Origin of the sequence: Streptomyces sp. NBC_00986 (genome assembly GCF_045162565.1) — a bacterium.
Classification (GTDB): Bacteria; Actinomycetota; Actinomycetes; order Streptomycetales; family Streptomycetaceae; genus Streptomyces.
In genome coordinates this window covers 3899529-3925094 of sequence record NZ_CP108733.1, presented here as the reverse complement: position 1 = coordinate 3925094, position 25566 = coordinate 3899529, and the positions used below count along the sequence as shown (strand labels likewise).

Here is a 25566-nt window from a genome sequence, read left to right as displayed (position 1 = left end):
AAAAGGGAGCACTAACCAGTGGTTAGCGCTCCCCGTGGGCGTCCTACGCCGTGGGACTAGTACCCGAAGTCCTGCGTCCACCAGGGGCCGCCGGTGCCGAAGTGCACACCGACACCCAGGGTCTTGAAGTCGCAGTTCAGGATGTTGGCCTTGTGGCCGGGGCTGTTCATCCAGGCGTCCATGACCGCGGCCGCGTCGGCCTGGCCGCGGGCGATGTTCTCGCCGCCGAGGTTGGTGATGCCGAGCTTCTCCGCCCGGTCCCACGGGGTGGCCCCGCTGGGGTCGGTGTGGTCGAAGAAGTCCTCGTCGGCCATCTGCGTGCTGAAGTTCTCGGCCAGGGTGGTCAGCGAGCTGTTGGCGGCCACCGGGCTGCAGCCGACGAGCGCGCGCTGTTCGTTGACGAGCTTGAGAACCTCGGCCTCGGCGGCGGCTTCCGTGGAGACCGTCACCGGTGCGTCCGCGGACTGCGTGGGCGCCGGAGTGGTGGGCTTCGCCGAGGGAGCCTTGGTCGTCGGCTCCTCGGTCGGGGTGGCCGCCGGCTTCTTCGCCGGGGCCTTCGTGGCGGGCGCGGTGGCGGACTTGGTCGGAGCCGCCGAAGGGGAGGCCGCGCGGTTCGCGTCACGGCTCGTGGACGAGCCGTCGTCGCGGGACTCCGCGCTGCCTGAGGTACCGCCTTGCTCGGTCGCCGAGTTGGACGGTGAACCGGCTGCCTGCACCTTGTCCGAGCCGCCGCCACCGCCGAGCTTGTAGTTGTCCAGCCCCGGCATCGCACCCGCGGCGACCGCGACCGTGCCGATGGCGACGGCGGCGGAGACACCGAGCAGGCCGGTCTTGACCGGCGTCGCGGTCTTGCGCTTACGACGGCGACCGCGGCCCGGGCGTGAGCCGTCGCCCCGGGAGGCGGTGGCACCGGCCGCCTCGGGGAAGACCACGGCGTAGTCCTCCTCGGTGGCGAACAGGTAGGCCTCGCTCTTCCGGCGGGAGTCGGCCTTGAGCCGGCTCTCGGCCTTCAGGCGGGCCTCGCTCTTCGGCGGGACCTCGTGGTTCGCGTGGCCCCGGTGGTCCATGGAGGCCTGATGGTTCGGGTGGGGCTGGTGGAACTCGGCGGGACCCTCCGGGTGGAGATAGGGAGCCATGCCGATCGTGGAGCCGTCCGCCGGGTTCCAGTCGAAGCGGTCGTTCCGGTCGGAGCGGTCGTTCCAGTCGTACGAGTCATGCGGGTCGTAGCCGCTCGTGTATGAGCCGTGCGTCTCTGTGACCCCCGTGGCGCGGCTCGTGGCGGCGCGGCCGGCGGCGGAGCGTCGGTGGCGTCCCATGTCCTTGCCTTTCGTCCTTGCGGTCAACTCGTCCGTGCGGTGACCCAGCTCACTCGATCGAGTGAGTTTCATATGAGATTCATTGGGGCGGACGGTACCGCATGGCGCGAGGGGAGCAAGTGCCCAGAGAGGTTTTGGCCGGTTAGGTTGCAGCCATGAGCGAGGATGTGCGGATGGTCGCCTGGGTGCGAGGGCGTGTGCAAGGTGTGGGTTTTCGGTGGTTTACCCGTGCCAAGGCTCTGGAGATCGGGGGCCTGAGTGGTTTTGCTCTCAATTTGGGCGACGGACGCGTGCAAGTGGTCGCAGAGGGATCGCGTGAGGGCTGCGAAGGACTCCTCGACTGGCTCCAGGGGCACGACACGCCCGGGCGCGTGGATGGCGTCACCGAGATCTGGGACACACCTCGCGGCGGCTACGACGGCTTCGCGATCCGCTGAGCACAAACTGCGAAACGGTGTAAAGCGGCCCTGGCGGAAGCGGAGGGACATGCCACCGGCAGCTGCCCGCAGCGGAAACTGCCTGGTGGTTGCCAAGAACGGCTCGCTCTGGCAGGCTCCGCACCTAAGGATGATCGCCACACCCAGCGAGGCCCCGCAGGAGTCGCAGTGCCGCCCGGTCAGGGCCGCGTGCCCCCGGGTCGCCCGCCAATACGGGGCGTGATCGTGTTGACCGTCAAACTTTTTGGTGAGACTCTGAAAGCCCCGCGCACCTTAGCTGTTTGGCATGGAAGAACAGCAGAGCACCACCCAAGACTGTCAAGCACCGCGGGTGCGATTCCCTCACGACCCACACCGCTTCGGTCGGTCACTCAGTGTGGAGGACCATCCATCATGGCAAAGGCGCTTCTCGGTTACGTCGGCGGCTCCGACCCGCGACTCCTCGCCGAGATGCGACGGCTCCAGCAGCGCGTCCAGGACCTGGAATCCGAGCTCGTTCGGATCCAGGAAGAGAACGACGCGCTGACGGCTGCCGCAACTCACGATTCGCTTCTCGAGCTCGACGCACGCCAGGCGGAGCCCGCGCTCACCTGATCACTGCGACGCACCACATGACAAGCAGTGGTTGGGCTGCCTGCATCAACCGCTAAATTGTCAGAGTTTGCAAGGGACGCTTCGGCGTCCCTTCTTTCTTTCCCCCCGCAAGCCTCCACCCTCTTTAACGTTTGGTGTGCCCTGCACGTTCAAGGGCGAAACCGCGGGGAACCGGACGTTCATGGAGAGAGCGAGCGGCGGAAGGTAGAGTCCAGCGGCGTGCACCTCAAGGCCCTGACCCTGCGGGGGTTCAAGTCGTTCGCCTCGGCGACCACGCTCCGGTTCGAGCCGGGGATCACGTGTGTCGTCGGACCGAACGGCTCGGGCAAGTCCAATGTCGTGGACGCGCTCAGCTGGGTCATGGGCGAACAGGGCGCCAAGTCGCTGCGCGGCGGCAAGATGGAGGACGTCATCTTCGCCGGCACCACCGGCCGCCCCCCACTGGGCCGCGCCGAGGTGTCCCTCACCATCGACAACTCCGACGGGGCGCTGCCCATCGAGTACGCCGAGGTCACCATCACGCGGATCATGTTCCGCAACGGCGGCAGCGAGTACCAGATCAACGGCGACACGTGTCGCCTCCTCGACATCCAGGAACTCCTCTCCGACTCCGGCATCGGCCGCGAGATGCACGTCATCGTCGGCCAGGGCCAGCTCGACTCCGTGCTCCACGCCGACCCCATGGGCCGCCGCGCCTTCATCGAGGAGGCGGCCGGAGTCCTCAAGCACCGCAAGCGCAAGGAGAAGGCCCTTCGCAAACTGGACGCGATGCAGGCCAACCTCGCGCGCGTGCAGGACCTGACGGACGAACTCCGCCGCCAGCTCAAGCCTCTGGGCCGCCAGGCCGCGGTGGCCCGCCGCGCGGCCGTCATCCAGGCCGACCTCCGTGACGCCCGCCTCCGCCTGCTCGCCGACGATCTCGTACGACTGCGCCAGGCGCTGAACACCGAGATCGCCGACGAGGCCGCACTGAAGGGACGCAAGGAGGCCGCCGAACTGGAGCTGCGCAAGGCCCTCCAGCGCGAGGGCCTCCTGGAGGACGAGGTACGCCAGCTCACGCCGCGCCTCCAGCGCGCCCAGCAGACCTGGTACGAGCTGTCCCAGCTGGCGGAGCGGGTACGCGGCACGATCTCGCTGGCCGACGCCCGGGTGAAGAGCGCGACGTCGGCCCCGCCGGAGGAACGGCGGAGCCGCGACCCAGAGGACATGGAGCGCGAGGCCGCCCGCATCCGCGAGCAGGAGGCGGAACTCGAAGCAGCCCTTGAGGCGGCCGAGCACGCCTTGGAGGACACGGTCGCCCACCGCTCCGAACTCGAACGGGAGTTGACGGCCGAGGAACGCCGCCTGAAGGACGTGGCCCGTTCCATCGCCGACCGCCGCGAGGGCCTCGCCCGCCTCAACGGCCAGGTCAACGCGGCCCGTTCACGCGCGGCCTCCGCCCAGGCCGAGATCGACCGCCTCGCCTCCGCCCGCGACGAGGCCCAGGAACGAGCGGTCACCGCACAGGAGGAGTACGAGGCGCTCCAGTCCGAGGTGGACGGCCTGGACGCAGGTGACGCGGAACTCTCCGAGCGCCACGAGGCCGCCAAGCGCCAACTGTCCGAGGCGGAGGCCGCGTTGACGGCAGCCCGGGAAGCGGCCACGGCGGTGGAACGCAAGCGGGCCGCCACCCAGGCCCGTCACGAGGCACTGGCACTGGGCCTCCGCCGCAAGGACGGCACCGGGATACTGCTCGGCGCACGGGACAGGCTCACCGGTGTTCTGGGTCCAGCGGCGGAGTTGCTGACGGTGACCCCGGGCCACGAGGTAGCCCTGGCGGCGGCCTTCGGCGCGGCGGCGGACGCGATCGCGGTGACGACACCGGCATCGGCAGCGGACGCAATCCGCTTGCTGCGCAAACAAGACGGGGGCAGGGCGGCGCTGCTGCTGGCAGGAGCCCCTGAGCCTTCGACCCCGGTGACTGAGGCGCCCCAAAGGGGCGCGGGGAACGGCGCGACCAGCCACGACGAGCCCGCAGACAACAGGCAACCCTTCGCCGCCGATTTCGTCCGCGCCCCCTCCGAACTCATGCCAGCAGTTCGCCGCCTCCTTCACAACTACGTGGTAGTCGAAACCCTCGAAGACGCCGAGCAACTCGTATACACCCACCCCGAGTTGACCGCGGTCACCGCCGAAGGCGACCTACTCGGCGCTCACTTCGCCCACGGCGGCTCAGCCGGCGCCCCCAGCCTCCTCGAAGTCCAGGCCTCCGTAGACGAAGCCGCAGCCGAACTCGAAGAACTGGCCGTCCGCTGCGAGGAGTCGGCCGACGCGCAGCGGACCGCAGCCGAGCGCCGCAAGGAAGTCGCCGCGCTGGTCGAGGAGTTGGGGGAACGACGCCGAGCCGCAGAGCGCGAGAAGTCGACCGTGGCACAGCAGTTGGGCCGACTGGCCGGGCAGGCGCGCGGCGCCGCCGGAGAAGCCGAGCGGTCGACCGCGGCGGCGGCCCGAGCGCAGGACGCACTCGACAAGGCCGTAGAAGAGGCTGAAGTCCTTGCTGAACGGCTGGCTGTTGCCGAGGAGATGCCGGTCGAGGAGGAGCCCGACACCTCCGTGCGGGATCGGCTCGCCGCCGACGGGGCCAATGCTCGGCAGACCGAGATGGAGGCGCGGCTTCAGGTCCGTACGCATGAGGAGCGGGTCAAGGGGCTTGCCGGGCGGGCCGATTCGCTGGACCGGGGGGCCCGGGCGGAACGTGAGGCGCGGGCGCGGGCCGAGCAGCGGTTGGCGCGGCTGCGGCATGAGGCGGCCGTAGCGGAGGCTGTCGCCTTCGGGGCGCGGCAGTTGCTCGCGCACGTCGAGGTGTCCCTCGCCCGTGCCGACGAGGAGCGCACCGCCGCCGATGCCGCCAAGGCGCGCCGCGAGCAGGAGCTGGCCGCTGCCCGGAACCAGGGGCGTGACCTCAAGGGCGAGCTCGACAAGCTCACCGACTCCGTGCACCGAGGGGAAGTGCTCGGGGCCGAGAAGCGGATGCGGATCGAGCAGCTGGAGACCAAGGCGCTGGAGGAGCTGGGGGTGGAGCCGGCGGGGCTCGTCGACGAGTACGGGCCGCATCAGCTCGTGCCGCCCTCGCTCGCCGCCGAGGGCGAGGTGCTCCCGGAGGACCCGGAGGACCCGCGCAACCAGCCCCGGACCTTCCACCGCGCGGAGCAGGAGAAGCGGCTCAAGTCAGCCGAACGGGCGTACCAGCAGCTGGGAAAGGTGAACCCGCTCGCGCTGGAGGAGTTCGCGGCGCTGGAGGAGCGGCACAAGTTCCTCAGCGAGCAGTTGGAGGACCTGAAGAAGACCCGCGCCGACCTGCTTCAAGTGGTGAAGGAGGTCGACGAGCGCGTCGAGCAGGTCTTCACCGAGGCCTACCGGGACACGGCCCTGCAGTTCGAGGGCGTCTTCAGCCGACTGTTTCCGGGTGGCGAGGGCAGGTTGATCCTGACCGATCCCGACAACATGCTGACCACGGGTGTGGATGTGGAGGCCCGCCCGCCCGGCAAGAAGGTCAAGCGGCTCTCGCTGCTCTCCGGCGGGGAGCGGTCCCTGACCGCCGTGGCGCTGCTGGTGTCGATCTTCAAGGCACGGCCCAGCCCGTTCTATGTGATGGACGAGGTCGAGGCGGCGCTCGACGACACCAACCTGCAGCGGCTGATCCGGATCATGCAGGAGCTGCAGGAGGCCTCGCAGCTGATCGTGATCACCCACCAGAAGCGGACGATGGAGGTCGCCGACGCGTTGTACGGCGTCTCCATGCAGGGCGACGGGGTGTCGAAGGTCATTTCGCAGCGCCTCCGTTAGGCCTGCCGCCTCCGTACGGCCTGCGCCTCCGTCAGACCTTCACTGTGCGTTCAAGTCTTGAACGTATCGCCGTCACCTGTGGGGTTGGATTTCACAGCAGACCCCCTATTGACTTCGAAACTTGAAGGCATAGTCTCTGCAACGTTGCTTTTACCTTCAGGTGGTGGGCAGCGGGAAGCTGTGCGCCACTGGAAGGGTCGCCCCCCACCCCGGCAGCGACGCCGGTGGCCTCAGGAGTTACACGTGACCAGCACTGCGCAGGCACCTCAGTCAGGAGCCGGGCCGGCTCATCCCGAACATCTCGCGCACGTCATCTTCATCGCGGCGGCGGCCGCGATGGGCGGCTTCCTCTTCGGCTACGACAGTTCCGTGATCAACGGTGCCGTCGAGGCGATCCGTGACCGCTACGACGTGGGCTCGACGGTCCTGGCGCAGGTCATCGCCATCGCCCTGATCGGCTGTGCCATCGGCGCGGCGACCGCCGGCCGGATTGCCGACCGCATCGGCCGTATCCGCTGTATGCAGATCTCCGCGGTGCTGTTCACCATCAGTGCCGTCGGTTCGGCGCTGCCCTTCGCGCTCTGGGACCTCGCCTTCTGGCGGGTCATCGGCGGTTTCGCCATCGGTATGGCCTCCGTCATCGGCCCGGCCTACATCGCCGAGGTCTCCCCGCCGGCCTACCGCGGCCGGCTCGGCTCCTTCCAGCAGGCCGCGATCGTCATCGGCATCGCGATCTCGCAGCTGGTCAACTGGGGCCTGCTGAACGCCGCCGACGGCGACCAGCGCGGCAAGCTCATGGGCCTGGAGGCCTGGCAGGTCATGCTCGGCGTCATGGTGATCCCGGCCGTCCTCTACGGCCTGCTCTCCTTCGCGATCCCCGAGTCCCCGCGCTTCCTGATCTCCGCGGGCAAGCTGACCCGCGCGCACGAGGTGCTGCGTGAGGTCGAGGGCGACGACGTCGACCTGGACGCGAGGGTCGCCGAGATCGAGCACGCGATGAAGAGCGAGCACAAGTCGACCTTCAAGGACCTGCTCGGCGGTGGCGGCTTCTTCTTCAAGCCGATCGTCTGGGTCGGCATCGGCCTCTCGGCCTTCCAGCAGCTCGTCGGCATCAACGTCGCGTTCTACTACTCCTCGACGCTGTGGCAGTCCGTCGGCGTCGACCCGACGCAGTCGTTCTTCTACTCCTTCACGACGTCGATCGTGAACATCATCGGCACCGTGATCGCCATGATCTTCGTGGACCGCATCGGCCGTAAGCCGCTGGCCCTGATCGGTTCGGTCGGCATGGTCGTCGGTCTCGCGCTGGAGGCCTGGGCCTTCTCGTACCACCTGGTCGACGGCAAGCTGCCCTCCGCGCAGGGCTGGACCGCGCTGATCGCGGCCCACGTCTTCGTCCTGTTCTTCGCCCTGTCCTGGGGTGTCGTGGTCTGGGTCTTCCTCGGCGAGATGTTCCCGAACCGGATCCGCGCCGCCGCCCTCGGTGTCGCCGCGTCCGCGCAGTGGATCGCCAACTGGGCCATCACCGCGAGCTTCCCGTCGCTGGCCGACTGGAACCTCTCCGCGACCTACGTGATCTACACGGTCTTCGCCGCGCTCTCCATCCCGTTCGTCCTGAAGTTCGTGAAGGAGACGAAGGGCAAGAGGCTGGAGGACATGGGCTGACCGGCCCCAAGAACCGGGCCCCTGTGACCTGGGGTCCCATGAACTCGGGGAGACGGGCTCAATCCCCCGCCGCCCGTCTCCCCGAAACCACCCATCGGTCACCAGATGAGAACGCCGCCGCCGATGTCCCGGGCCCGCCGGGCGGCGGCCTCGATGTTGTCCAGGCGGCTCTCGACCAGGTCGGTACGCTCGCCGACCGCCGCGGCGACAGCCTCCAGATGCTCCCGCAGCAGCGCGAGCTCGCGCAGGAACTCCGGTACGTCCGAGGCCTCGACGTACAGGTCGCTGGAGGCCAGCACGGGAAGGTACACGCAGCCCAGCGAGCGCACGGGCGCCGAACCCCACACGGTCTCGCGCCAGTTCTCGAAGCCGGCCGAGTCGTTGCACCCCTCCGGAACGTCGAGCACGTTCCACTGGCCGTCCGCGTCACGCAGGAACACATCCACAGCCAAGGTCATGACCGCAGTGGACCACCGGTCGACCGGCCGGTCCACCGGTTGCGGGTAAAGGTCACTCTCCGGATCGGGGTCACTCCCCGAGCCGCGGCAGCACCCGCTCCGCGAACAGCCGCAGACTGCGCCACCCCTCGTCCACCGGCATCCCGCCCGACAGCGGATGCAGTACGAGGTTGTCGAGCCCCAGCGCCACACATTCGTCCGGCGTGAGGATGCGGTAGACGCCCTCCGCGCGCAGCTCCGCCACGGTCGTGGCCCCCGACTTCACCGCCGAGCGGATGTCCCCGGACTGCCAGGAGGCGTACGTCCGCGCCTCGTGCAGGAAGTGCGCCCCGTACTCGGCCCAGGCCCGGTCCGGGTCCTCGGCGATGTGCAGCAGCGGGGTCTCCGCCCCCGGCATCATGGTCCAGCCCTCGGTGCCGTACTCCACGAGCCGGTCCTTGTAGTACGCCTCCAGGTCCGGCAGATGCGCGCTGGGGAAGAACGGCAGGCCAAGGCGCGCGGCCCGGCGGGCGGCCGCCTTCGAGGAACCGCCGACCAGCAGCAGGGGGTGCGGGTCGGAGAAGGGGCGCGGGGTGACCCGTACGGTACGGCCCCGGTACTCGAACTCCTCGCCGGACCACGCCTTCAGGACCGTCTCCAGCAGCTCGTCCTGGAGCTTGCCCCGGCGTTTCCAGTCCACGTCGAACTGGGCGTACTCCTCGGGCCGGTAGCCGATCCCGGCCACGGTCACCAGCCGGCCGCCGCTCAGCAGGTCGAGCACGGCGATGTCCTCGGCCAGGCGCAACGGGTCGTGCAGCGGGCCGATCACCGCCGAGACGGTCACCGCGATGTGCCGGGTCGCGCCGAACACCGCGCCCGCGAAGGCGAAGGGCGACGGCAGCCAGTTGTTGGCCACACCGTGGTGCTCCTCCGTCTGCACGGTGGTGATCCCGTGCTCGTCGGCGTACGCGGCCATCTCCAGGGCGGCCCGGTAGCGGGCGCTCAGCGAGGCGGGGGTGGCGCCGGGTTCGACGAGGTTGAAGCGTACGACCGAGACGGGCATGGGAGGTCCCCCTTCGAGTGTGGCGGGGTCGTGCGTGGTGGGGGACGGTAGCTGACGGTTCATCAGATCGCCATGGTCATGACCGTGACCATCCGGGCATCGTCGCGCGTACGGGGTCGGGGGCGCCCGACGCCCCGGCCGCGCCCGCGCTGGGCCCCGGTGAGACCCATGGCTGATACTGGGTGGGTTATGGAAACCGTCATCCTTGCTGTAGTCATCGCCGTGGTCGTGCTCGGTGCGCTCGGCGGGCTCGTCGTCGGCAGCCGGCGCAAGAAGCCGCTGCCCCCGCCGCCCACCTCCGTGCCCGACATCACCGCCCCGCCGGCCGAGCCGCACGTCGGCGACGAGGCCGAGACCCCGCGCGACGAAGCGCGCCGGACGATAGAGGAGGTGGATCTCCCGGACGGTTCGGCCCCGGTCGCCGTCGAGGAACCCCCCGTACTGGATGTCCCGGAGCTGGATGTTCCCGAGCCGACCGCCGGGCGGCTCGTCCGGCTGCGCTCGCGGCTCTCCCGCTCGCAGAACGCGTTCGGCAAGGGGCTGCTCACGCTCCTCGCGCGCGAGCACCTCGACGAGGACACCTGGGAGGAGATCGAGGACATCCTCCTCACCGCCGACGTCGGCGTGGCCCCCACCCAGGAACTCGTCGACGGGCTGCGCGCCCGCGTGAAGGTGCTCGGCACCCGCACCCCGCAGGAGCTGCGCACGCTGCTGCGGGAGGAGCTGCTCAAGCTGGTCGGCACCGATGTCGACCGCACGGTCAGGACCGAGCCCGAGGACCGCAAGCCCGGCATCGTGATGGTCGTCGGGGTCAACGGCACCGGCAAGACCACCACCACCGGCAAGCTCGCCCGCGTCCTCGTGGCCGACGGGCGGACGGTCGTGCTCGGTGCGGCCGACACGTTCCGGGCCGCCGCCGCGGATCAGTTGCAGACCTGGGGTGAGCGCGTCGGTGCCCACACCGTGCGTGGGCCCGAGGCCGGTGATCCCGCCTCCGTCGCGTTCGACGCGGTGAAGGAGGGCAAGGAGATGGGGGTCGATGTCGTCCTCATCGACACGGCCGGGCGGTTGCACACGAAGACCGGGCTCATGGACGAGCTCGGGAAGGTCAAGCGGGTTGTCGAGAAGCATGCGCCGCTCGACGAGATCCTGCTCGTGCTCGATGCCACGACCGGGCAGAACGGGCTGGTGCAGGCGCGTGTCTTTGCCGAGGTCGTCGACATCACCGGCATTGTCCTGACCAAGCTGGACGGCACGGCCAAGGGGGGCATCGTGATCGCCGTTCAGCGTGAACTGGGCGTACCGGTCAAGCTGATCGGGCTTGGTGAAGGTGCGGACGATCTGGCGCCGTTCGACGCGGAGGCGTTTGTTGACGCCCTTATCGGGGACTGACGCTCCGCGGGTTGGGCGGTTCTTTGACTGCCGGTCGGTGGGGGCTGGTCGCGCAGTTCCCCGCGCCCCTTTGGGGCGCGCTGTAGCCGCCCCCCTTCGAAAAAGTGCCCTTCTCCAGCTTGGAGAAGGGCACTTCGTCGTCTACGACCTACGCGCGCGACCTGTGTGCCACGTACGCCAGGGTGCCCAGGAGCAAGCGGGCCGCCGGGGGCTTTGTCGCCGAGTCGAGGGCGGGGGAGCGGAGCCAGCGGACCGGGCCGAGGCCGCCCCGGTCGGAGGGTGGGGCGGTGATGTGGGTGCCGGGGCCCAGGCCTCGGAGGTCCAGGGAGGTGGGGTCGTCCCAGCCCATGCGGTAGAGGAGGGAGGGGAGTTCGGCGGCGGCGCCGGGGGCGACGAAGAAGTGGGCGCGGTGGTCGGGGGTCGCCGCGACCGGGCCGAGCGGGAGGCCCATGCGCTCCAGGCGGGCCAGTGCGCGGCGGCCGGCGGGCTCGGCCACCTCGATCACGTCGAACGCGCGGCCCACCGGCAGCATGATCGCGGCGCCCGGCAACTCGGCCCAGGCGTCGGTGACTTCGTCGAGGGTCGCGCCGGCCCGCACTTCCGGAGCGAAGGTCAGTGGATGTGCGCCCGGCGTACGGCACTTGGTGTCGCCGCAGGAGCACGCGCCGCCCGCGGCCCGTGCGCCGGCGACCACGTCCCAGCCCCAGAGGCCGGTGAACTCGGCCACCGCTGTGCACTCCGACGCGCGGCCGCGGCGGCGCGTGCCGGACCGGATGTCGCGGATGGTCCGGCTGCTGCCGATCGTGAAGCCCATGCCCCCTCCAACGGGTCCAACGCACCGGTGGTTACGAGACGGATGCGTGTCGTCACTCTGTGCTCACGCCTGCCCCGCGCCGCGTGGTCCAGGCAGCGTCCGGGAGTGCCTCGGGTGGTGTGCTCGACAGTGCGCGCCCCTGCGTGCACCGCTGCGCCCACCTTCGGCCGTCCTATGTCAAGTGAATCGTGCGCGGGCAACCGTAGGTTCATTCGAAGGGGTGGCGAATGGTGGCGTTTCCGGGATCGCCGTGGCTGGACGGGTGATCGTAGGATTACTTTGAGTGCACAAGTCCTCGGGGCACATGCGCTCGTGGGTATGCCGGAGGCAACTCGTCATCTCGTTCGAAGGGTGACAAGTGCGGGACGGGAAGCCGTATTTACCGGCATTCTGATAGGGCTTGGCGCACAGCGGCGACAAGTGGTTCCAGGGATGGGGGCGTTCCAGTGGGCGGCAACGGCGGAAGCGGGACAACCGCGGCCAGTACGGAGAAGCGCCCCAATGAGCTGCTCGGCTCGTGGTTCGTGCGCAGCGGCTGGTCCAAGGGTGAGCTGGCGCGTCAAGTGAACCGCCGGGCGCGGCAGTTGGGGGCCAACCACATCTCCACGGACACCTCGCGCGTACGCCGCTGGCTGGACGGCGAGAACCCGCGCGAGCCGATCCCGAGGATCCTCTCGGAGCTGTTCTCCGAGCGCTTCGGCTGTGTCGTCTCGGTCGAGGACCTGGGCCTGCGCGCGGCCCGCCAGGCACCCTCCGTGTCCGGCGTCGACCTGCCGTGGACGGCCCCGCAGACGGTGGCCCTGCTCAGCGAGTTCTCCCGCAGCGACCTCATGCTGGCCCGCCGCGGCTTCCTCGGAGCCTCGCTGGCCCTGTCCGCGGGACCGTCCCTCATCGAGCCCATGCAGCGCTGGCTCGTCCCCGGCCCTTCGGCCCACCAGCCGGAGCCCGAGCCCGCGAGTGCCTCCCGGCATCAAGGGCGGCTCTCCCGGCCCGAGTTGGAGCTGCTGGAGTCCACCACGGCGATGTTCCGCAAGTGGGACGCCCAGTGCGGCGGCGGCCTGCGCCGCAAGGCGGTCGTAGGGCAGCTGCACGAGGTGACCGACCTGCTGCAGGAGCCCCAACCCGAGGCCACCACGCGGAAGTTGTTCAAGGTCGCCGCCGAACTCGCCGAGCTGGCCGGGTGGATGTCGTACGACGTGGGGCTCCAGCCCACCGCCCAGAAGTACTTCGTCCTCGCGCTGCACGCCGCCAAGGAGGCGGGCGACAAGCCGCTCGGGTCGTACGTCCTGTCCAGCATGAGCCGGCAGATGATCCACCTCGGAAGGCCCGACGACGCGCTGGAGCTGATCCACCTCGCGCAGTACGGCAGCCGGGACTGCGCGAGTCCGCGGACCCAGTCGATGCTGTATGCGATGGAGGCCCGCGCCTACGCCAACATGGGGCAGCCCGGCAAGTGCAAGCGGGCCGTCCGGATGGCCGAGGACACCTTCGGGGACGTACACGACTGGGACGACCCGGACCCGGACTGGATCCGTTTCTTCTCCGAGGCCGAGCTGTACGGCGAGAACTCGCACTCCTATCGCGACCTCGCCTACGTCGCCGGCCGCAGCCCCGCCTACGCCTCGCTGGCCGAGCCCGTCATGCAGCGGGCGGTGGACCTCTTCGCCAAGGACGAGGTGCACCAGCGGTCGTACGCACTCAATCTCATCGGCATGGCCACCGTGCACCTGCTGCAGCGGGAGCCCGAGCAGAGCGCGGTGCTGGCGACGGAGGCGATGACCGTCGCCAAGAAGGTGCGCTCCGAGCGCGTCAATACTCGTATTCGAAAGACCGTCGACACGGCGGTCCGCGACTTCGGTGAACTGGCCGAAGTCGTCGACCTCACCGACCGGCTCGCGATCGAGCTGCCGGAGACCGCCGAAGCGGTCTGACCACCCCTAGCCCCGGCCGCGGCCGGCCCTCCCGAACCGCCCGACTCGGCTCCCCCATGCCAGGTCATCGGAAGGCCGACCGCGGCCGGTCCTGTCTCCGGCCGCAGAGCGGTCCGAGCGGCCCGAGCGCGTCGCCACTCGTATTCGAAAGACCGGCCACGCCATGGTCCGCGGGGGCGGTGGTGCGGCCGGAATCGTCGGCCTCGCCGGGAGGCTCCCGACCGACCCGCGGGAGAGCGCCGGAGGGGTCTGGGCCCCGGGCCCCGGCGTCCCGCGCCAGGTCGGCGGAAGGCCGGGCGCGGCCGGTTTCCAGCCGCCGGAAAAGGTTGCGCCACGATAACGATCGCGCCGCCGGAGATCCGGCGGTTCATCGACGCGTAACACGTACGGCGCCTTCGTCACCCCGGTGAAACATCGAGGGGCTTCGACGGAAACCGCGCTGCGCCAATCTCATGGCGCATAACCGGACCCCCCGCCTTGACCGGACCGCATCCAGGCTTCGCCCGCACGGGGCCGTACAACCGACGAGGAGACGCCGATGGCATCAGCCGCCATCACGCTTGCCGCTGAGGCACCCAAACTGTCCTCCGCGAACACAGGCTTCATGCTGATCTGTTCTGCCCTGGTGCTGCTCATGACACCGGGACTGGCCTTCTTCTACGGAGGCATGGTCCGCGTCAAGAGCACCCTGAACATGCTGATGATGAGCTTCATCAGCATCGGGATCGTCACCATCCTGTGGGTGCTCTACGGCTTCTCCCTCGCCTTCGGTTCGAGTAACGGCTTCATCGGCTACAACTCCGACTGGCTGGGGATGAGCAACGTCGGACTGACGGAGCTCTGGGACGGCTACACCATCCCGATCTTCGTGTTCATGGTCTTCCAGATGATGTTCGCCGTCATCACGCCCGCCCTGATAAGCGGTGCCATCGCCGACCGCGTCAAGTTCTCGGCCTGGGCGCTCTTCGTCGCCCTGTGGCTCACGGTCGTCTACGTCCCGGTCGCCCACTGGGTGTGGGGCGCCGACGGCTGGGCCTACAAGCTCGGTGTGATCGACTTCGCCGGTGGTACCGCGGTCCACATCAACGCCGGTGCCGGCGCCCTCGGCGTCATCCTGGTCATCGGCAAGCGCGTCGGCTTCAAGCGTGACCCCATGCGTCCGCACAGCCTTCCGCTGGTCATGCTCGGCTGCGGTCTCCTGTGGTTCGGCTGGTTCGGCTTCAACGCCGGTTCGTGGCTCGGCAACGACGACGGCGTCGGCGCGCTGATGTTCGTCAACACCCAGGTCGCCACCGCCGCCGCCATGCTCGCCTGGCTCGCCTACGAGAAGATCCGGCACGGCGCGTTCACCACGCTCGGCGCGGCCTCGGGTGCCGTCGCCGGTCTGGTCGCGATCACCCCGTCCGGTGGCGCTGTCTCCCCGCTGGGCGCGATCGCCGTCGGCGCCATCGCCGGTGTCGGCTGCGCCGCGGCCGTCGGCCTGAAGTACAAGTTCAACATCGACGACTCCCTCGACGTCGTCGGCGTCCACATGGTCGGCGGTATCCTCGGCTCCCTGCTCATCGGCTTCTTCGCCACCGGCAAGGGCCAGTCCGCCGCGACCGGCGTCTTCTACGGCGACCACACCTTCACCCAGCTGTGGAAGCAGTTCGCAGGTGTCGGCGCGGTCCTCGGCTACTCCCTGGTCGTCTCCGCGGTCCTCGCCTTCCTCATCGACAAGACCATCGGTATGCGGGTCACCGAGGACGAAGAGGTCGCCGGCATCGACCAGGCCGAGCACGCCGAGACCGCATACGACTTCAGCGGCGCCGGCGGTGGCATCGGCAGCTCCGCCCTGGCCGCCCCGGAGACGAAGAAGGTGGACGCATGAAGCTCATCACCGCCGTCGTGAAGCCCCACCGGCTCGACGAGATCAAGGAAGCCCTGCAGGCCTTCGGGGTCCACGGTCTGACGGTCACCGAGGCGAGCGGCTACGGTCGTCAGCGGGGACACACCGAGGTCTACCGGGGCGCCGAGTACACGGTCGACCTGGTCCCCAAGATCCGCATCGAGGTGCTGGCCGAGGACGACGACGCCGAGCAGCTGATCGACGTCATCGTGAAGGCCGCCCGCACCGGCAAGATCGGTGACGGCAAGGTCTGGTCCCTCCCGGTCGAGACGGCCGTCCGGGTCAGGACCGGCGAGCGCGGACCGGACGCGCTCTAAAAAGAAACGAACAGGAGTCGCTGGGTGACGAGTACGGACGTGCGCAAGGATGCAGAGGACTCCGGACCCAGCGGCTACGCGGCGGCCCGGCTGCGCCTCCTCACTGAGGGGGTGCGGTCCGGGCCGCCGCGCCGTGCCGCCCTTGCCGAACTGACCGACGACTGGCTGACCGGCCTCTTCACCGCCGGCTCCGAAGCCCTCAAGGGCGTCTCCCTGGTCGCGGTCGGCGGCTACGGCCGCGGCGAACTCTCCCCGCGCAGCGACCTCGACCTGCTCCTCCTGCACGACGGCAGCGACTCCGGGGCGGTCGCCGCGCTGGCCGACCGCATCTGGTACCCGGTCTGGGACCTCGGCCTCGCCCTCGACCACTCCGTCCGTACCCCGGCGGAGGCCCGCAAGACGGCCGGCGAGGACCTCAAGGTCCAGCTCGGCCTCCTCGACGCCCGCCACATCGCCGGTGACCTCGGCCTGACCGCCGGACTGCGGACGGCCGTCCTCGCCGACTGGCGCAACCAGGCGCCCAAGCGCCTCCCCGAACTCCAGGAACTCTGCGCCGAACGCGCCGAGCGCCAGGGCGAGTTGCAGTACCTCCTCGAACCCGACCTCAAGGAGGCCCGCGGCGGCCTGCGCGACGCCACCGCGTTGCGCGCCGTAGCCGCTTCCTGGCTCGCCGACGCCCCGCGCGAAGGACTCGCCGACGCCCGCCGCCGGCTCCTCGACGTGCGCGACGCCCTGCACCTCACCACCGGCCGCGCGACCGACCGGCTCGCACTCCAGGAGCAGGACCAGGTCGCCGCCGAACTGGGCCTCCTCGACGCGGACACCCTGCTGCGGCAGGTCTACGAAGCGGCACGCGTCGTGTCGTACGCCAGTGATGTCACCTGGCGTGAAGTGGGGCGCGTGCTGCGGTCCCGTGCCGTGCGGCCGAGGCTGCGCGCGATGCTCGGCGGGGGCGCGAAACCCGCCGCCGAGCGCTCCCCGCTCGCCGAAGGGGTCGTAGAACAGGACGGCGAGGTGGTGCTCGCCCGTGCCGCGCGCCCCGAGCGTGACCCCGTTCTTCCGCTGCGCGCCGCCGCTGCTGCCGCGCAGGCCGGGCTTCCGCTCTCGCTGCACGCCGTACGGCGCCTCGCGGCCACCGTGCGCCCGTTGCCCACGCCCTGGCCCGCCGAGGCGCGCGAGCAGCTGGTGACGCTGCTCGGTTCCGGGCAGCCCACCATCGATGTGTGGGAGGCGCTGGAGGCCGAGGGCCTGATCACGCGCCTGCTGCCGGACTGGGAGCGGGTGCGCTGCCGGCCGCAGCGCAACGCCGTGCACATCTGGACCGTCGACCGGCACCTCATCGAAACCGCCGTCCGCGCCTCGGAGTTCGCCCGCCGCGTCAGCCGCCCCGACCTCCTCCTGGTCGCCGCGCTGCTGCACGACATCGGCAAGGGCTGGCCCGGTGACCACTCCGTGGCCGGCGAGATCATCGCCAAGGACGTGGCCGCCCGCATCGGCTTCGACCGCGCGGAGGTCGCCGTACTCGCGACTCTCGTACGGCATCACCTGCTGCTCATCGAGACCGCGACCCGGCGCGACCTGGAGGACCCGGCGACGGTCCGCTCGGTCGCCGAGGCGGTCGGCACGACGAGCACGCTGGAGTTGCTGCACGCCCTGACGGAGGCGGACGCGCTGGCCACCGGACCGGCCGCCTGGTCGTCCTGGCGGGCCGGTCTCGTCACCGACCTGGTGAAGCGGGTCGCCGCGGTCCTCTCCGGGGACGCCCCCGAGGAGCCCGAGGCGGGCGCGGCCACCGCCGAACAGGAACGCCTCGCGATCGAGGCCGTGGCGACCGGCGGTCCGGTCCTCGCCCTGCGCGCCCAGACCGAACCCCCGACCGAGGACGAGCCCGCGGGCGACCCCGAACCGCTCGGCGTGGAACTCCTGATCGCCGTCCCCGACCAGCCGGGCGTACTCCCCGCGGTGGCCGGCGTCCTGGCGATGCACCGCCTGACGGTCCGTACGGCGGAACTGCGCGCGCTCGACCTGCCGGACGGCGTGGAGGGCTCGGTGCTCCTGCTCAACTGGCGGGTCGCCGCCGAGTACGGCTCCCTGCCCCAGGCCGCCCGGCTGCGCGCCGATCTCGTACGCGCCCTGGACGGTTCGCTGGACATCGCCGGCCGCCTCGCCGAGCGCGACGCCGCGTATCCGCGCCGCCGGGGTGTCGTGGCCCCGCCGGCCCGCGTGACGGTCGCCCCGGCCGCGTCCCGGCACGCGACGGTGATCGAGGTGCGTGCGCATGACGCGCCGGGGCTGCTGCACCGCATCGGGCGGGCGTTGGACGACGCGGGGGTGCGGGTACGGAGCATGCACGTCAGCACGCTGGGCTCCAACGCCGTGGACGCGTTCTACGTGACACAGGCACCCGGCGCGCCCCTGGCGGGGGACGAGGCGCTGGCCGTGGCGCGCAAGCTGGAGGAGAGACTGAGGGAGTGACCTGCCGATCGCTCTCGCGGGGCTGATTCGGCGGTGGGCGCGTGCTGCGTGATCACCCTGGAGTTGTTCTCCGTCGGTAGGGCGGGCTCTCCGCTGCCGCAGGGGCGATCCGGCGGTGGACGCGTGCTGCGTGAGCATCGCGGAGTTGTTCCCCACCGGCGCGCGGGTTCCGTCCCCGCTCGCTGAATACAGCAGGCGGGGACGATTGTCTTGCGCGGCCGGATACCCTGGAAGACACCCACACTGCCCCCGACTCCGAGGACCGACGCCGCCGTGTTCGATACTCTCTCCGACCGCCTCTCAGCGACCTTCAAGAATTTGCGTGGCAAGGGGCGTCTGAGCGAGGCGGACATCGACGCCACCGCGCGCGAGATCCGGATCGCCCTCCTCGAAGCGGACGTGGCGCTTCCGGTCGTACGGACGTTCATCAAGAACGTCAAGGAGCGTGCCCTCGGCGCCGACGTCAACAAGGCGCTGAACCCGGCCCAGCAGGTCCTGAAGATCGTCAACGACGAACTCGTCACGATCCTCGGCGGCGAGACCCGGCGCCTGCGCTTCGCCAAGAACCCGCCGACCGTGATCATGCTCGCGGGTCTGCAGGGTGCCGGTAAGACCACCCTCGCGGGCAAGCTCGGCAAGTGGCTCAAGGACCAGGGGCACTCGCCGCTGCTCGTCGCCGCCGACCTCCAGCGCCCGAACGCGGTGAACCAGCTGAGCGTCGTCGCCGAGCGCGCCGGGATCGCGGTCTACGCGCCCGAGCCGGGCAACGGTGTGGGCGACCCGGTCAAGGTCGCCAAGGACTCCATCGAGTTCGCGAAGTCCAAGGTCCACGACATCGTGATCGTGGACACCGCGGGCCGCCTCGGCATCGACCAGGAACTGATGCAGCAGGCCGCGGACATCCGTGACGCGGTCTCGCCGGACGAGATCCTCTTCGTCGTCGACGCGATGATCGGCCAGGACGCGGTCAACACCGCCGAGTCCTTCCGCGACGGCGTCGGCTTCGACGGCGTGGTGCTCTCCAAGCTCGACGGCGACGCCCGCGGTGGCGCGGCCCTGTCGATCGCGTCCGTCACCGGCAAGCCGATCATGTTCGCGTCGAACGGCGAGAAGCTCGACGACTTCGACGCGTTCCACCCGGACCGGATGGCCTCCCGCATCCTCGACATGGGTGACCTGCTCACCCTGATCGAGCAGGCGGAGAAGACGTTCAGCCAAGAAGAGGCCGAGAAGATGGCCTCCAAGCTGGCGTCCAAGAAGGGCCAGGACTTCACCCTCGACGACTTCCTGTCCCAGATGGAACAGGTCAGGAAGATGGGCAGCATCAGCAAGCTGCTCGGCATGCTCCCCGGCATGGGCCAGATCAAGGACCAGATCAACAACCTGGACGAGCGGGACGTCGACCGTACGGCCGCGATCATCAAGTCGATGACCCCGGCCGAGCGCGCCGAGCCGACCATCATCAACGGCTCGCGCCGCGCCCGTATCGCCAAGGGTTCCGGCGTCGAGGTCAGCGCCGTGAAGGGTCTGGTCGAGCGGTTCTTCGAGGCCCGCAAGATGATGTCCCGCATGGCGCAGGGCGGCGGGATGCCCGGCATGCCGGGGATGCCGGGCATGGGCGGCGGCCCCGGCCGCACCAAGAAGCAGCCCAAGCAGGCCAAGGGCAAGCAGCGCTCCGGCAACCCGATGAAGCGCAAGCAGCAGGAGCTGGAAGAGGCCAAGCGCCGCGAGGCCGGAGCCGCTCAGGGCGGCAACGCGTTCGGACTGCCCGAGCAGGGCGCCCAGGACTTCGAGCTGCCGGACGAGTTCAAGAAGTTCATGGGCTGAGCTTGAAAAGGTTCATGGGCTGACAGCCCGTCTTCTACGTCGCCGAGGGCGCCCATCTCCGGAAGGGCGCCCTCGGCGCATGCTGGGCGTGCCGACGCCTGGCCCGTGTCGTAACTTGCCGATATGACCAACCCCGCGCCGCCGCGCAAGTCTCCCGACCAGCCCTGGCGTACCGAGGGCACCCCGGACGAGCCCCCGAAGCCGTCGCCGGGCGGGAAGAAGATGCGCGGCGGCTGGTGGAGCCTGATCCTCACCGCGCTGGTCGTGTACCTGATCGCGAACCTCATCCTGTCGTTCTTCAACGAGGGCGACGAACCGACCATCTCGTACACGGAGTTCAGCAAGCAGGTCGACGCGGGCAACGTCACCAAGATCTACGCCAAGGGCAACGCGATCCAGGGCCAGCTCAAGAAGGAGCAGAAGAACCCGGACGGCGACGGCAAGTACACCAAGTTCGACACCGAGCGGCCGACCTTCGCGGACGACCAGCTCTGGGAGGACCTGACCAAGCACGACGTCACCGTCACGGCCGAACCCGTCGTCCAGCACCGCAGCTTTCTGGCCAATCTGCTGATCTCGCTGGCGCCGATGCTGCTCCTGGTCGTCCTGTGGCTCTTCATCGCGCGCCGGATGAGCTCGGGGCTCGGCGGCGCCGGCGGCATGCTCGGCCGCAAGGCCCCGCCCAAGCCGGTCGAGCTGGAGCCGGGCACGCAGCGCACGACCTTCGAGGACGTCGCCGGCATCGACGAGGTCGAGGGCGAGCTGAACGACGTCGTCGACTTCCTGAAGAACCCCGACGCGTACCGCAAGATGGGCGCCAAGATGCCCCGGGGTGTGCTCCTCGCGGGTCCGCCCGGCACCGGGAAGACGCTGCTCGCGCGGGCGGTCGCGGGGGAGGCGGGGGTGCCGTTCTTCTCGGCGTCGGCCTCCGAGTTCATCGAGATGATCGTCGGTGTCGGTGCCTCACGCGTGCGTGAACTGTTCGCGGAGGCCCGCAAGGTGGCCCCCTCGATCATCTTCATCGACGAGATCGACACCATCGGCCGGGCCCGCGGCGGCGGCTCCGGGATGGGCGGTCACGACGAGCGCGAGCAGACCCTGAACCAGATCCTCACCGAGATGGACGGCTTCTCCGGCTCCGAGGGCGTCATCGTCATCGCGGCGACCAACCGTGCCGACGTCCTGGACCCGGCGCTGACCCGCCCCGGCCGCTTCGACCGGGTGGTCGTGGTCTCGCCGCCCGACCGGGGCGGCCGCGAGGCGATCCTGGAGATCCACACCCGCGAGATCCCGCTCGCGAAGGACGTGAACCTCGCCCAGGTCGCCCGCACGACCCCGGGCATGACCGGCGCCGAACTCGCCAACCTCGCCAACGAGGCCGCCCTCCTCGCGGTCAAGCGCAAGCAGAGCGAGGTCACCCAGTCCGACCTCTCGGAAGCCCTGGAGAAGGTCCAACTGGGCGCGGAACGCCCACTGGTGATGCCCGAGGAGGAACGCCGGCGCACCGCCTACCACGAGAGCGGCCACGCCCTCCTCGGCATGCTCCAGCCCGGCGCCGACCCGGTCCGCAAGATCACCATCGTCCCGCGCGGGAGGGCCCTCGGCGTCACGCTCTCGACGCCGGACGCGGACAAGTACGCGTACACCGAGGAGTACCTGCGCGGCCGCATCATCGGCGCCCTCGGCGGCATGGCCGCGGAACAGGTCGCCTACGGCGTGATCACGACCGGCGCCGAGAACGACCTCGAACAGGTCACCAACATCGCGCGCGGGATGGTCGCCCGCTGGGGCATGAGCGAGCGCGTCGGCCGCCTCTCCGCCCTCCCGAACGACACCCAGCAGGCCTACGGCCTCGCCGCCGCGCCGCAGACCCTGGACGTGATCGACGACGAGATGCGCCGCATCGTCGACGAGTGCTACGACGAGGCGATCCGCAAACTCGGCGACCACCGCGCCCAGTTGGACGCGCTCGCGGCGGCCCTCCTGGAGAACGAGACCCTGGAGGAGACGGACGCGTACCGCATCGCGGGCGTAACCCGCCTCTTCAAGGAAGAGCCGTAGTCATCCTCGGGTCGCACCCGCGATGAGTCATCCTCAGGTCGTACGCGCGATCAGATACCGGAACACGTTCGGCATCCACACCGTGCCGTCCTGCCGACGATACGGATGCAACGCCTCCGCCAACTCCTTGTCCACCTGCGCCTGATCGGTCGCGACGATCGCCGCGTCGAAGAGTCCCGTCGACAGCAGCCCCCGTACGGCGCTCTCGACATCCGCGTACCCGAAGGGGCACGCCACCCGGCCCGAGCCGTCCGGCCGGAGGTCCGCGCGGTGGGCGACCACCTCCAGGTCGTCGCGCAGGACCGGGCGCGGGCTGCCGGTGCCGCGCAGCGGGTCCGCCAGCCGGGTGGCCACCCGCAGCACGGACGAGGTCGCGCAGCGCTCCGGCGGACCCCAGCCCGCCAGCACCACGGGCGTCCCGCGCGCGGCGAGCGGTGTCGCGGCGGCGAGCGTGTCGCCGAGCCCCTCCGAGTCGCCCGCGAGACACCCGATGGGCTCGAAGGCGGTCACCAGGGTGTACGCGGGCGTCTCCGCGCCGGCCGCGTCCCTGGGGGAGCCGTGGACGAGCCGGGTGTGCGCACGCGCGCGTGGGGTCCATGCGGTCGGCAGGAGCCGTTCGCGGGCGAGGGCCAGGCGTTCGGGGGAGAAACGCTCGACACCGGTGACCGTCGCGCCTCTGGAGGCCGCCATCAGCAGGGCGAGCCCGGAGCCGCAGCCGAGGCCGAGCAGCCGGGTGCCGGATCCCACTTCCAGTCGCTCGTAGACCGCTTCGTAGAGCGGCACCAGCATCCGCTCCTGGATCTCGGACCAGTCACGCGCGCGTGCACCCAGGTCCACGCGGGGCGCCGGCCCCGCATGAGGTAGGTACTGCCGCACGAGCGTAGGTGTCATGGAAAGCGCCCCAATCCGCCGAGAGATGTGGCCGTGCCCGTTTCCGAGGCCCCCGTGATGTGCGCCCGCACTTCCCCCGTATGCCAGCAAACTCCGCACGCGCTACGGCGTCCAGGGGTTGTGGGCCCCGGCTTGTGGCTTGCCTGTGGGAGTGGCGAGAATTCACATGACGGCAACGTGGGCCCGTACTATCGCGCCATGGCCAAGGCACCCGTACTCACGCCGCGGGCGGACGATTTCCCCCGCTGGTACCAGGATCTGATCAGCAAGGCCGAGCTGGCCGACAACGGCCCGGTGCGCGGCTCCATGGTCATCCGACCGTACGGGTACGGCATTTGGGAGCGGATGCAGGCCGAGATGGACGCCCGCATCAAGGAGACGGGCACCGAGAACGCGTACTTCCCGCTGCTGATCCCGCAGTCCTACCTCGCCCGCGAGGCCGACCATGTCGAGGGCTTCGCGCCCGAGTTGGCCGTGGTCACGCACGGCGGCGGCAAGGAGCTGGAGGAGCCCGCGGTCGTCCGGCCCACCTCCGAGATGATCATCAACGAGTACTTCGCGAAGTGGGTGCAGAGCTACCGCGACCTGCCCCTGCTGATCAACCAGTGGGCGAACGTGGTCCGTTGGGAGCTGCGCCCCCGCCTGTTCCTGCGCACGAGCGAGTTCCTCTGGCAGGAGGGCCACACGGCGCACGCGACCTACGAGGAGGCGCGCGACTTCGCCGCGCACATCCACCGCCAGGTGTACGAGGACTTCATGGTCAACGTCCTCGCGATGGACGTCGTCCCGGGCCGCAAGACGGTCAAGGAGCGGTTCGCGGGCGCGATCAACACCCTCACCCTGGAAGGGATGATGGGCGACGGCAAGGCGCTGCAGATGGCGACCAGTCACGAGCTGGGCCAGAACTTCGCCAAGGCCTTCAACACGCAGTACCTGTCCAGGGAAGGCAAGCAGGAGCTGGTCTGGCAGACCTCCTGGGGCTCCACCACGCGCATGATCGGCGCCCTGGTGATGATGCACGGCGACGACGACGGACTCCGGGTGCCGCCGCGGCTGGCACACATCCAGGTCGTCGTCCTCGCGATCAAGGGCGACGAGGCGGTTCTGGCCAAGGTCCGCGAGATCGGCGCCCGGCTGAAGACGGCGGGCGTCCGCGTCCGGGTCGACGACCGCACGGACGTCCCCTTCGGGCGCCGGGCCGTCGACTGGGAGCTGAAGGGCGTCCCCGTACGGATCGAGGTCGGACCCCGTGACCTGGAGAACGGCACGGCGATGCTGGCCCGCCGGATCCCCGGAGGCAAGGAGCCGGTGGCGATCGACTCCCTCGTAGAGCTGCTTCCCGTAGTCCTGGAGGAGGATCAGGCGCTGCTGCTGACACAGTCCCGCGAGCGGCGCGAGTCCCGCACCTCCGAGGTGTCGACGATCGCGGAGGCCGTCGAGGCCGCCACCGCCGGCGGCTGGGCGCGCATCCCGTGGGCGACGCTCGGCGAAGAAGGCGAGGCCGAGCTGGCCGAGCACGCGGTGACCGTACGGTGTCTCGTCGCCGAGGACGGGTCGGTGCCGGACGACGACAAGGCGCCCGGTAACGTCGCGGTCGTCGCGCGCGCCTACTGAGGAGCGCCCCTCCGGCGGGAGAGCGACCGAAACGCCTCTTGCGCGACGGCGGAGTGCAGCTACCCCGGCGTGCGGACACCGTCTACGCGCCGGGTCGTACGGAGGACTACGCACCAGCTTGGTATGAGCTGTGAGGCTTCTCCGCAGATCAGCGCACCCGCCCTCCTCCGGACGCATCAGCGGCAACTGACGGGTACGTGCAAATTATTTGGGATGCCCCGGAATCGGAACACAGGGGCACTCCGGCTCGTTGTCATTACGTGAGCACGACACAGACACCACCTGTTCTCGCCGCAGAGCTGGCAGAGGCGTGGGCCGATATTCAGCGGTACCACCCCGAACTGCCCGATCTGGCCGCGCCCGAGTCCCTGATCGGAGAGTCGTCGTCCGCCTGCGGACACGAGCTCTCCTTCGAGCGACTGCTGCATGAGGCAGTCCATGGCATCGCCGCTTCGCGCGGCGTGCGTGACACGTCCCGCGCCGGCCGCTACCACAACCGCAGATTCCTTGCGATCGCCGAGGAGCTGGGCCTGGACCACCCCGACGAACCGCATCCCAGCAGCGGTTTCTCGCTGGTCCAGCTCAACCCCGAAGCGAAGCGACGCTACCGGCCGACGATCGAGCGCCTCCAGCGCGCGCTCAAGGCCCACACCGTCGCGACCTCGGCCGACACCTCCCGTACGTTCCGCGGTCCGGCCGCCCGTCACGGCTCGTCCGGTGGCGGCGTCCGCGTCAAGGCGGTGTGCGACTGCGGTCGTAACGTACGGGTCGTCCCGTCGGTGCTGGCCCAGGCGCCGATCGTGTGCGGAGGCTGCGGCAAGCCCTTCCGTATCCCGGAGGTCGTGGGCGCGGCCTGAGGACGCGGCTGCTCGTGGCAGCCGCATCCCGCAGGCCGGGTTGCGCACACCCGCGCCGGTCACCTCCCGGCGCCGGGTGTCGCTTCCGCATGGGCGGGGCCAGGTGGAGGCATGCTCCCCGGTCGGGCGGACCGCCAGGGTGTGGCACAATAGCTAGCTGTA

At 70.0% G+C, this 25566-nt stretch carries 18 protein-coding genes; 13 read left to right on the top strand and 5 right to left on the bottom strand.

The window, feature by feature from the left end; all coding sequences use genetic code 11:
- Positions 1 to 56: 56 nt before the first annotated feature.
- Entirely contained in the window at positions 57 to 1316 is a 1260-nt protein-coding gene (locus OG504_RS16765; RefSeq protein WP_405990562.1) for a CAP domain-containing protein, read from the bottom strand.
- A 155-nt stretch (positions 1317 to 1471) separates the two neighbouring features.
- On the opposite strand from OG504_RS16765, the gene OG504_RS16760 reads away from it, so the two are divergent.
- From OG504_RS16760 to OG504_RS16745, 4 genes are all read left to right on the top strand, one after another.
- Positions 1472 to 1753: an acylphosphatase gene (locus OG504_RS16760; RefSeq protein WP_365306918.1), complete on the top strand. Its 282-nt coding sequence runs from the start codon at positions 1472 to 1474 to the stop codon at positions 1751 to 1753.
- A gap of 393 nt (positions 1754 to 2146) precedes the next feature.
- A complete protein-coding gene (locus OG504_RS16755; RefSeq protein WP_019068749.1) occupies positions 2147 to 2347 on the top strand; it encodes a hypothetical protein in 201 nt (66 codons plus the stop codon).
- 219 nt (positions 2348 to 2566) lie between these two features.
- On the top strand, positions 2567 to 6172 hold the full coding sequence (smc, locus tag OG504_RS16750) for a chromosome segregation protein SMC (RefSeq protein WP_405990561.1): 3606 nt from the start codon (positions 2567 to 2569) through the stop codon (positions 6170 to 6172).
- Between the two features lie 243 nt (positions 6173 to 6415).
- On the top strand, positions 6416 to 7837 hold the full coding sequence (locus tag OG504_RS16745; RefSeq protein ID WP_405990560.1) for a sugar porter family MFS transporter: 1422 nt from the start codon (positions 6416 to 6418) through the stop codon (positions 7835 to 7837).
- Positions 7838 to 7935: 98 nt separating this feature from the next.
- On the opposite strand, the gene OG504_RS16740 is transcribed toward OG504_RS16745, so the two are convergent.
- Positions 7936 to 8295, bottom strand: a complete 360-nt coding sequence (locus OG504_RS16740; RefSeq protein WP_405990559.1) for a hypothetical protein — start codon at positions 8293 to 8295, stop codon at positions 7936 to 7938.
- A gap of 70 nt (positions 8296 to 8365) precedes the next feature.
- Positions 8366 to 9337: an LLM class flavin-dependent oxidoreductase gene (locus OG504_RS16735; protein ID WP_327401040.1), complete on the bottom strand. Its 972-nt coding sequence runs from the start codon at positions 9335 to 9337 to the stop codon at positions 8366 to 8368.
- A 189-nt stretch (positions 9338 to 9526) separates the two neighbouring features.
- On the opposite strand from OG504_RS16735, the gene ftsY reads away from it, so the two are divergent.
- The gene (gene ftsY, locus OG504_RS16730; protein WP_405990558.1) at positions 9527 to 10729 is read left to right on the top strand and encodes a signal recognition particle-docking protein FtsY; all 1203 of its coding nucleotides are present in this window, start codon (positions 9527 to 9529) and stop codon (positions 10727 to 10729) included.
- Positions 10730 to 10877: 148 nt separating this feature from the next.
- Here the strand turns inward: ftsY and OG504_RS16725 are convergent, their stop codons facing one another.
- Entirely contained in the window at positions 10878 to 11543 is a 666-nt protein-coding gene (locus tag OG504_RS16725; protein ID WP_405990557.1) for a bifunctional DNA primase/polymerase, read from the bottom strand.
- 446 nt (positions 11544 to 11989) lie between these two features.
- Here OG504_RS16725 and OG504_RS16720 point away from each other — a divergent pair, with 446 nt between their 5' ends.
- From OG504_RS16720 to ftsH, 6 genes are all read left to right on the top strand, one after another.
- Positions 11990 to 13474: a hypothetical protein gene (locus tag OG504_RS16720; RefSeq protein ID WP_405990556.1), complete on the top strand. Its 1485-nt coding sequence runs from the start codon at positions 11990 to 11992 to the stop codon at positions 13472 to 13474.
- Positions 13475 to 14012: 538 nt separating this feature from the next.
- Positions 14013 to 15344 (top strand): ammonium transporter, encoded by a 1332-nt coding sequence (locus OG504_RS16715; protein WP_405990555.1) that lies wholly within the window; start codon positions 14013 to 14015, stop codon positions 15342 to 15344.
- Complete coding sequence (locus tag OG504_RS16710) at positions 15341 to 15679, top strand: P-II family nitrogen regulator (RefSeq protein ID WP_003997576.1); 339 nt, start codon at positions 15341 to 15343, stop codon at positions 15677 to 15679. Before OG504_RS16715 ends, OG504_RS16710 begins: the two co-directional genes overlap by 4 nt.
- Positions 15680 to 15703: 24 nt before the next feature.
- The gene (locus tag OG504_RS16705) at positions 15704 to 18154 is read left to right on the top strand and encodes a [protein-PII] uridylyltransferase (protein WP_405990554.1); all 2451 of its coding nucleotides are present in this window, start codon (positions 15704 to 15706) and stop codon (positions 18152 to 18154) included.
- A 273-nt stretch (positions 18155 to 18427) separates the two neighbouring features.
- On the top strand, positions 18428 to 19981 hold the full coding sequence (gene ffh / locus OG504_RS16700; protein ID WP_405990553.1) for a signal recognition particle protein: 1554 nt from the start codon (positions 18428 to 18430) through the stop codon (positions 19979 to 19981).
- Positions 19982 to 20104: 123 nt separating this feature from the next.
- Positions 20105 to 22042, top strand: a complete 1938-nt coding sequence (gene ftsH / locus OG504_RS16695) for an ATP-dependent zinc metalloprotease FtsH (protein WP_405990552.1) — start codon at positions 20105 to 20107, stop codon at positions 22040 to 22042.
- A 33-nt stretch (positions 22043 to 22075) separates the two neighbouring features.
- Here ftsH and OG504_RS16690 read toward each other — a convergent pair whose 3' ends face one another.
- Positions 22076 to 22933 (bottom strand): SAM-dependent methyltransferase, encoded by an 858-nt coding sequence (locus tag OG504_RS16690; RefSeq protein WP_405990551.1) that lies wholly within the window; start codon positions 22931 to 22933, stop codon positions 22076 to 22078.
- A gap of 198 nt (positions 22934 to 23131) precedes the next feature.
- Between OG504_RS16690 and proS the strand changes: the two genes are divergently transcribed.
- The gene (gene proS, locus OG504_RS16685; RefSeq protein ID WP_405990550.1) at positions 23132 to 24547 is read left to right on the top strand and encodes a proline--tRNA ligase; all 1416 of its coding nucleotides are present in this window, start codon (positions 23132 to 23134) and stop codon (positions 24545 to 24547) included.
- A 260-nt stretch (positions 24548 to 24807) separates the two neighbouring features.
- The gene (locus tag OG504_RS16680; RefSeq protein WP_019058697.1) at positions 24808 to 25404 is read left to right on the top strand and encodes a hypothetical protein; all 597 of its coding nucleotides are present in this window, start codon (positions 24808 to 24810) and stop codon (positions 25402 to 25404) included.
- Positions 25405 to 25566: the final 162 nt, after the last annotated feature.

What these genes read in the sequence shown, in the direction of transcription:
- ftsH (WP_405990552.1), top strand. Translation starts at nt 20,105, where the DNA reads ATGACCAACCCCGCGCCGCCGCGCAAGTCTCCCGACCAGCCCTGGCGT.
- OG504_RS16765 (WP_405990562.1), bottom strand. Translation starts at nt 1,316, where the DNA reads ATGGGACGCCACCGACGCTCCGCCGCCGGCCGCGCCGCCACGAGCCGC.
- OG504_RS16715 (WP_405990555.1), top strand. Translation starts at nt 14,013, where the DNA reads ATGGCATCAGCCGCCATCACGCTTGCCGCTGAGGCACCCAAACTGTCC.
- ftsY (WP_405990558.1), top strand. Translation starts at nt 9,527, where the DNA reads ATGGAAACCGTCATCCTTGCTGTAGTCATCGCCGTGGTCGTGCTCGGT.
- OG504_RS16725 (WP_405990557.1), bottom strand. Translation starts at nt 11,543, where the DNA reads ATGGGCTTCACGATCGGCAGCAGCCGGACCATCCGCGACATCCGGTCC.
- proS (WP_405990550.1), top strand. Translation starts at nt 23,132, where the DNA reads ATGGCCAAGGCACCCGTACTCACGCCGCGGGCGGACGATTTCCCCCGC.
- OG504_RS16735 (WP_327401040.1), bottom strand. Translation starts at nt 9,337, where the DNA reads ATGCCCGTCTCGGTCGTACGCTTCAACCTCGTCGAACCCGGCGCCACC.
- OG504_RS16760 (WP_365306918.1), top strand. Translation starts at nt 1,472, where the DNA reads ATGAGCGAGGATGTGCGGATGGTCGCCTGGGTGCGAGGGCGTGTGCAA.
- OG504_RS16755 (WP_019068749.1), top strand. Translation starts at nt 2,147, where the DNA reads ATGGCAAAGGCGCTTCTCGGTTACGTCGGCGGCTCCGACCCGCGACTC.
- OG504_RS16710 (WP_003997576.1), top strand. Translation starts at nt 15,341, where the DNA reads ATGAAGCTCATCACCGCCGTCGTGAAGCCCCACCGGCTCGACGAGATC.
- OG504_RS16740 (WP_405990559.1), bottom strand. Translation starts at nt 8,295, where the DNA reads ATGACCTTGGCTGTGGATGTGTTCCTGCGTGACGCGGACGGCCAGTGG.
- OG504_RS16690 (WP_405990551.1), bottom strand. Translation starts at nt 22,933, where the DNA reads ATGACACCTACGCTCGTGCGGCAGTACCTACCTCATGCGGGGCCGGCG.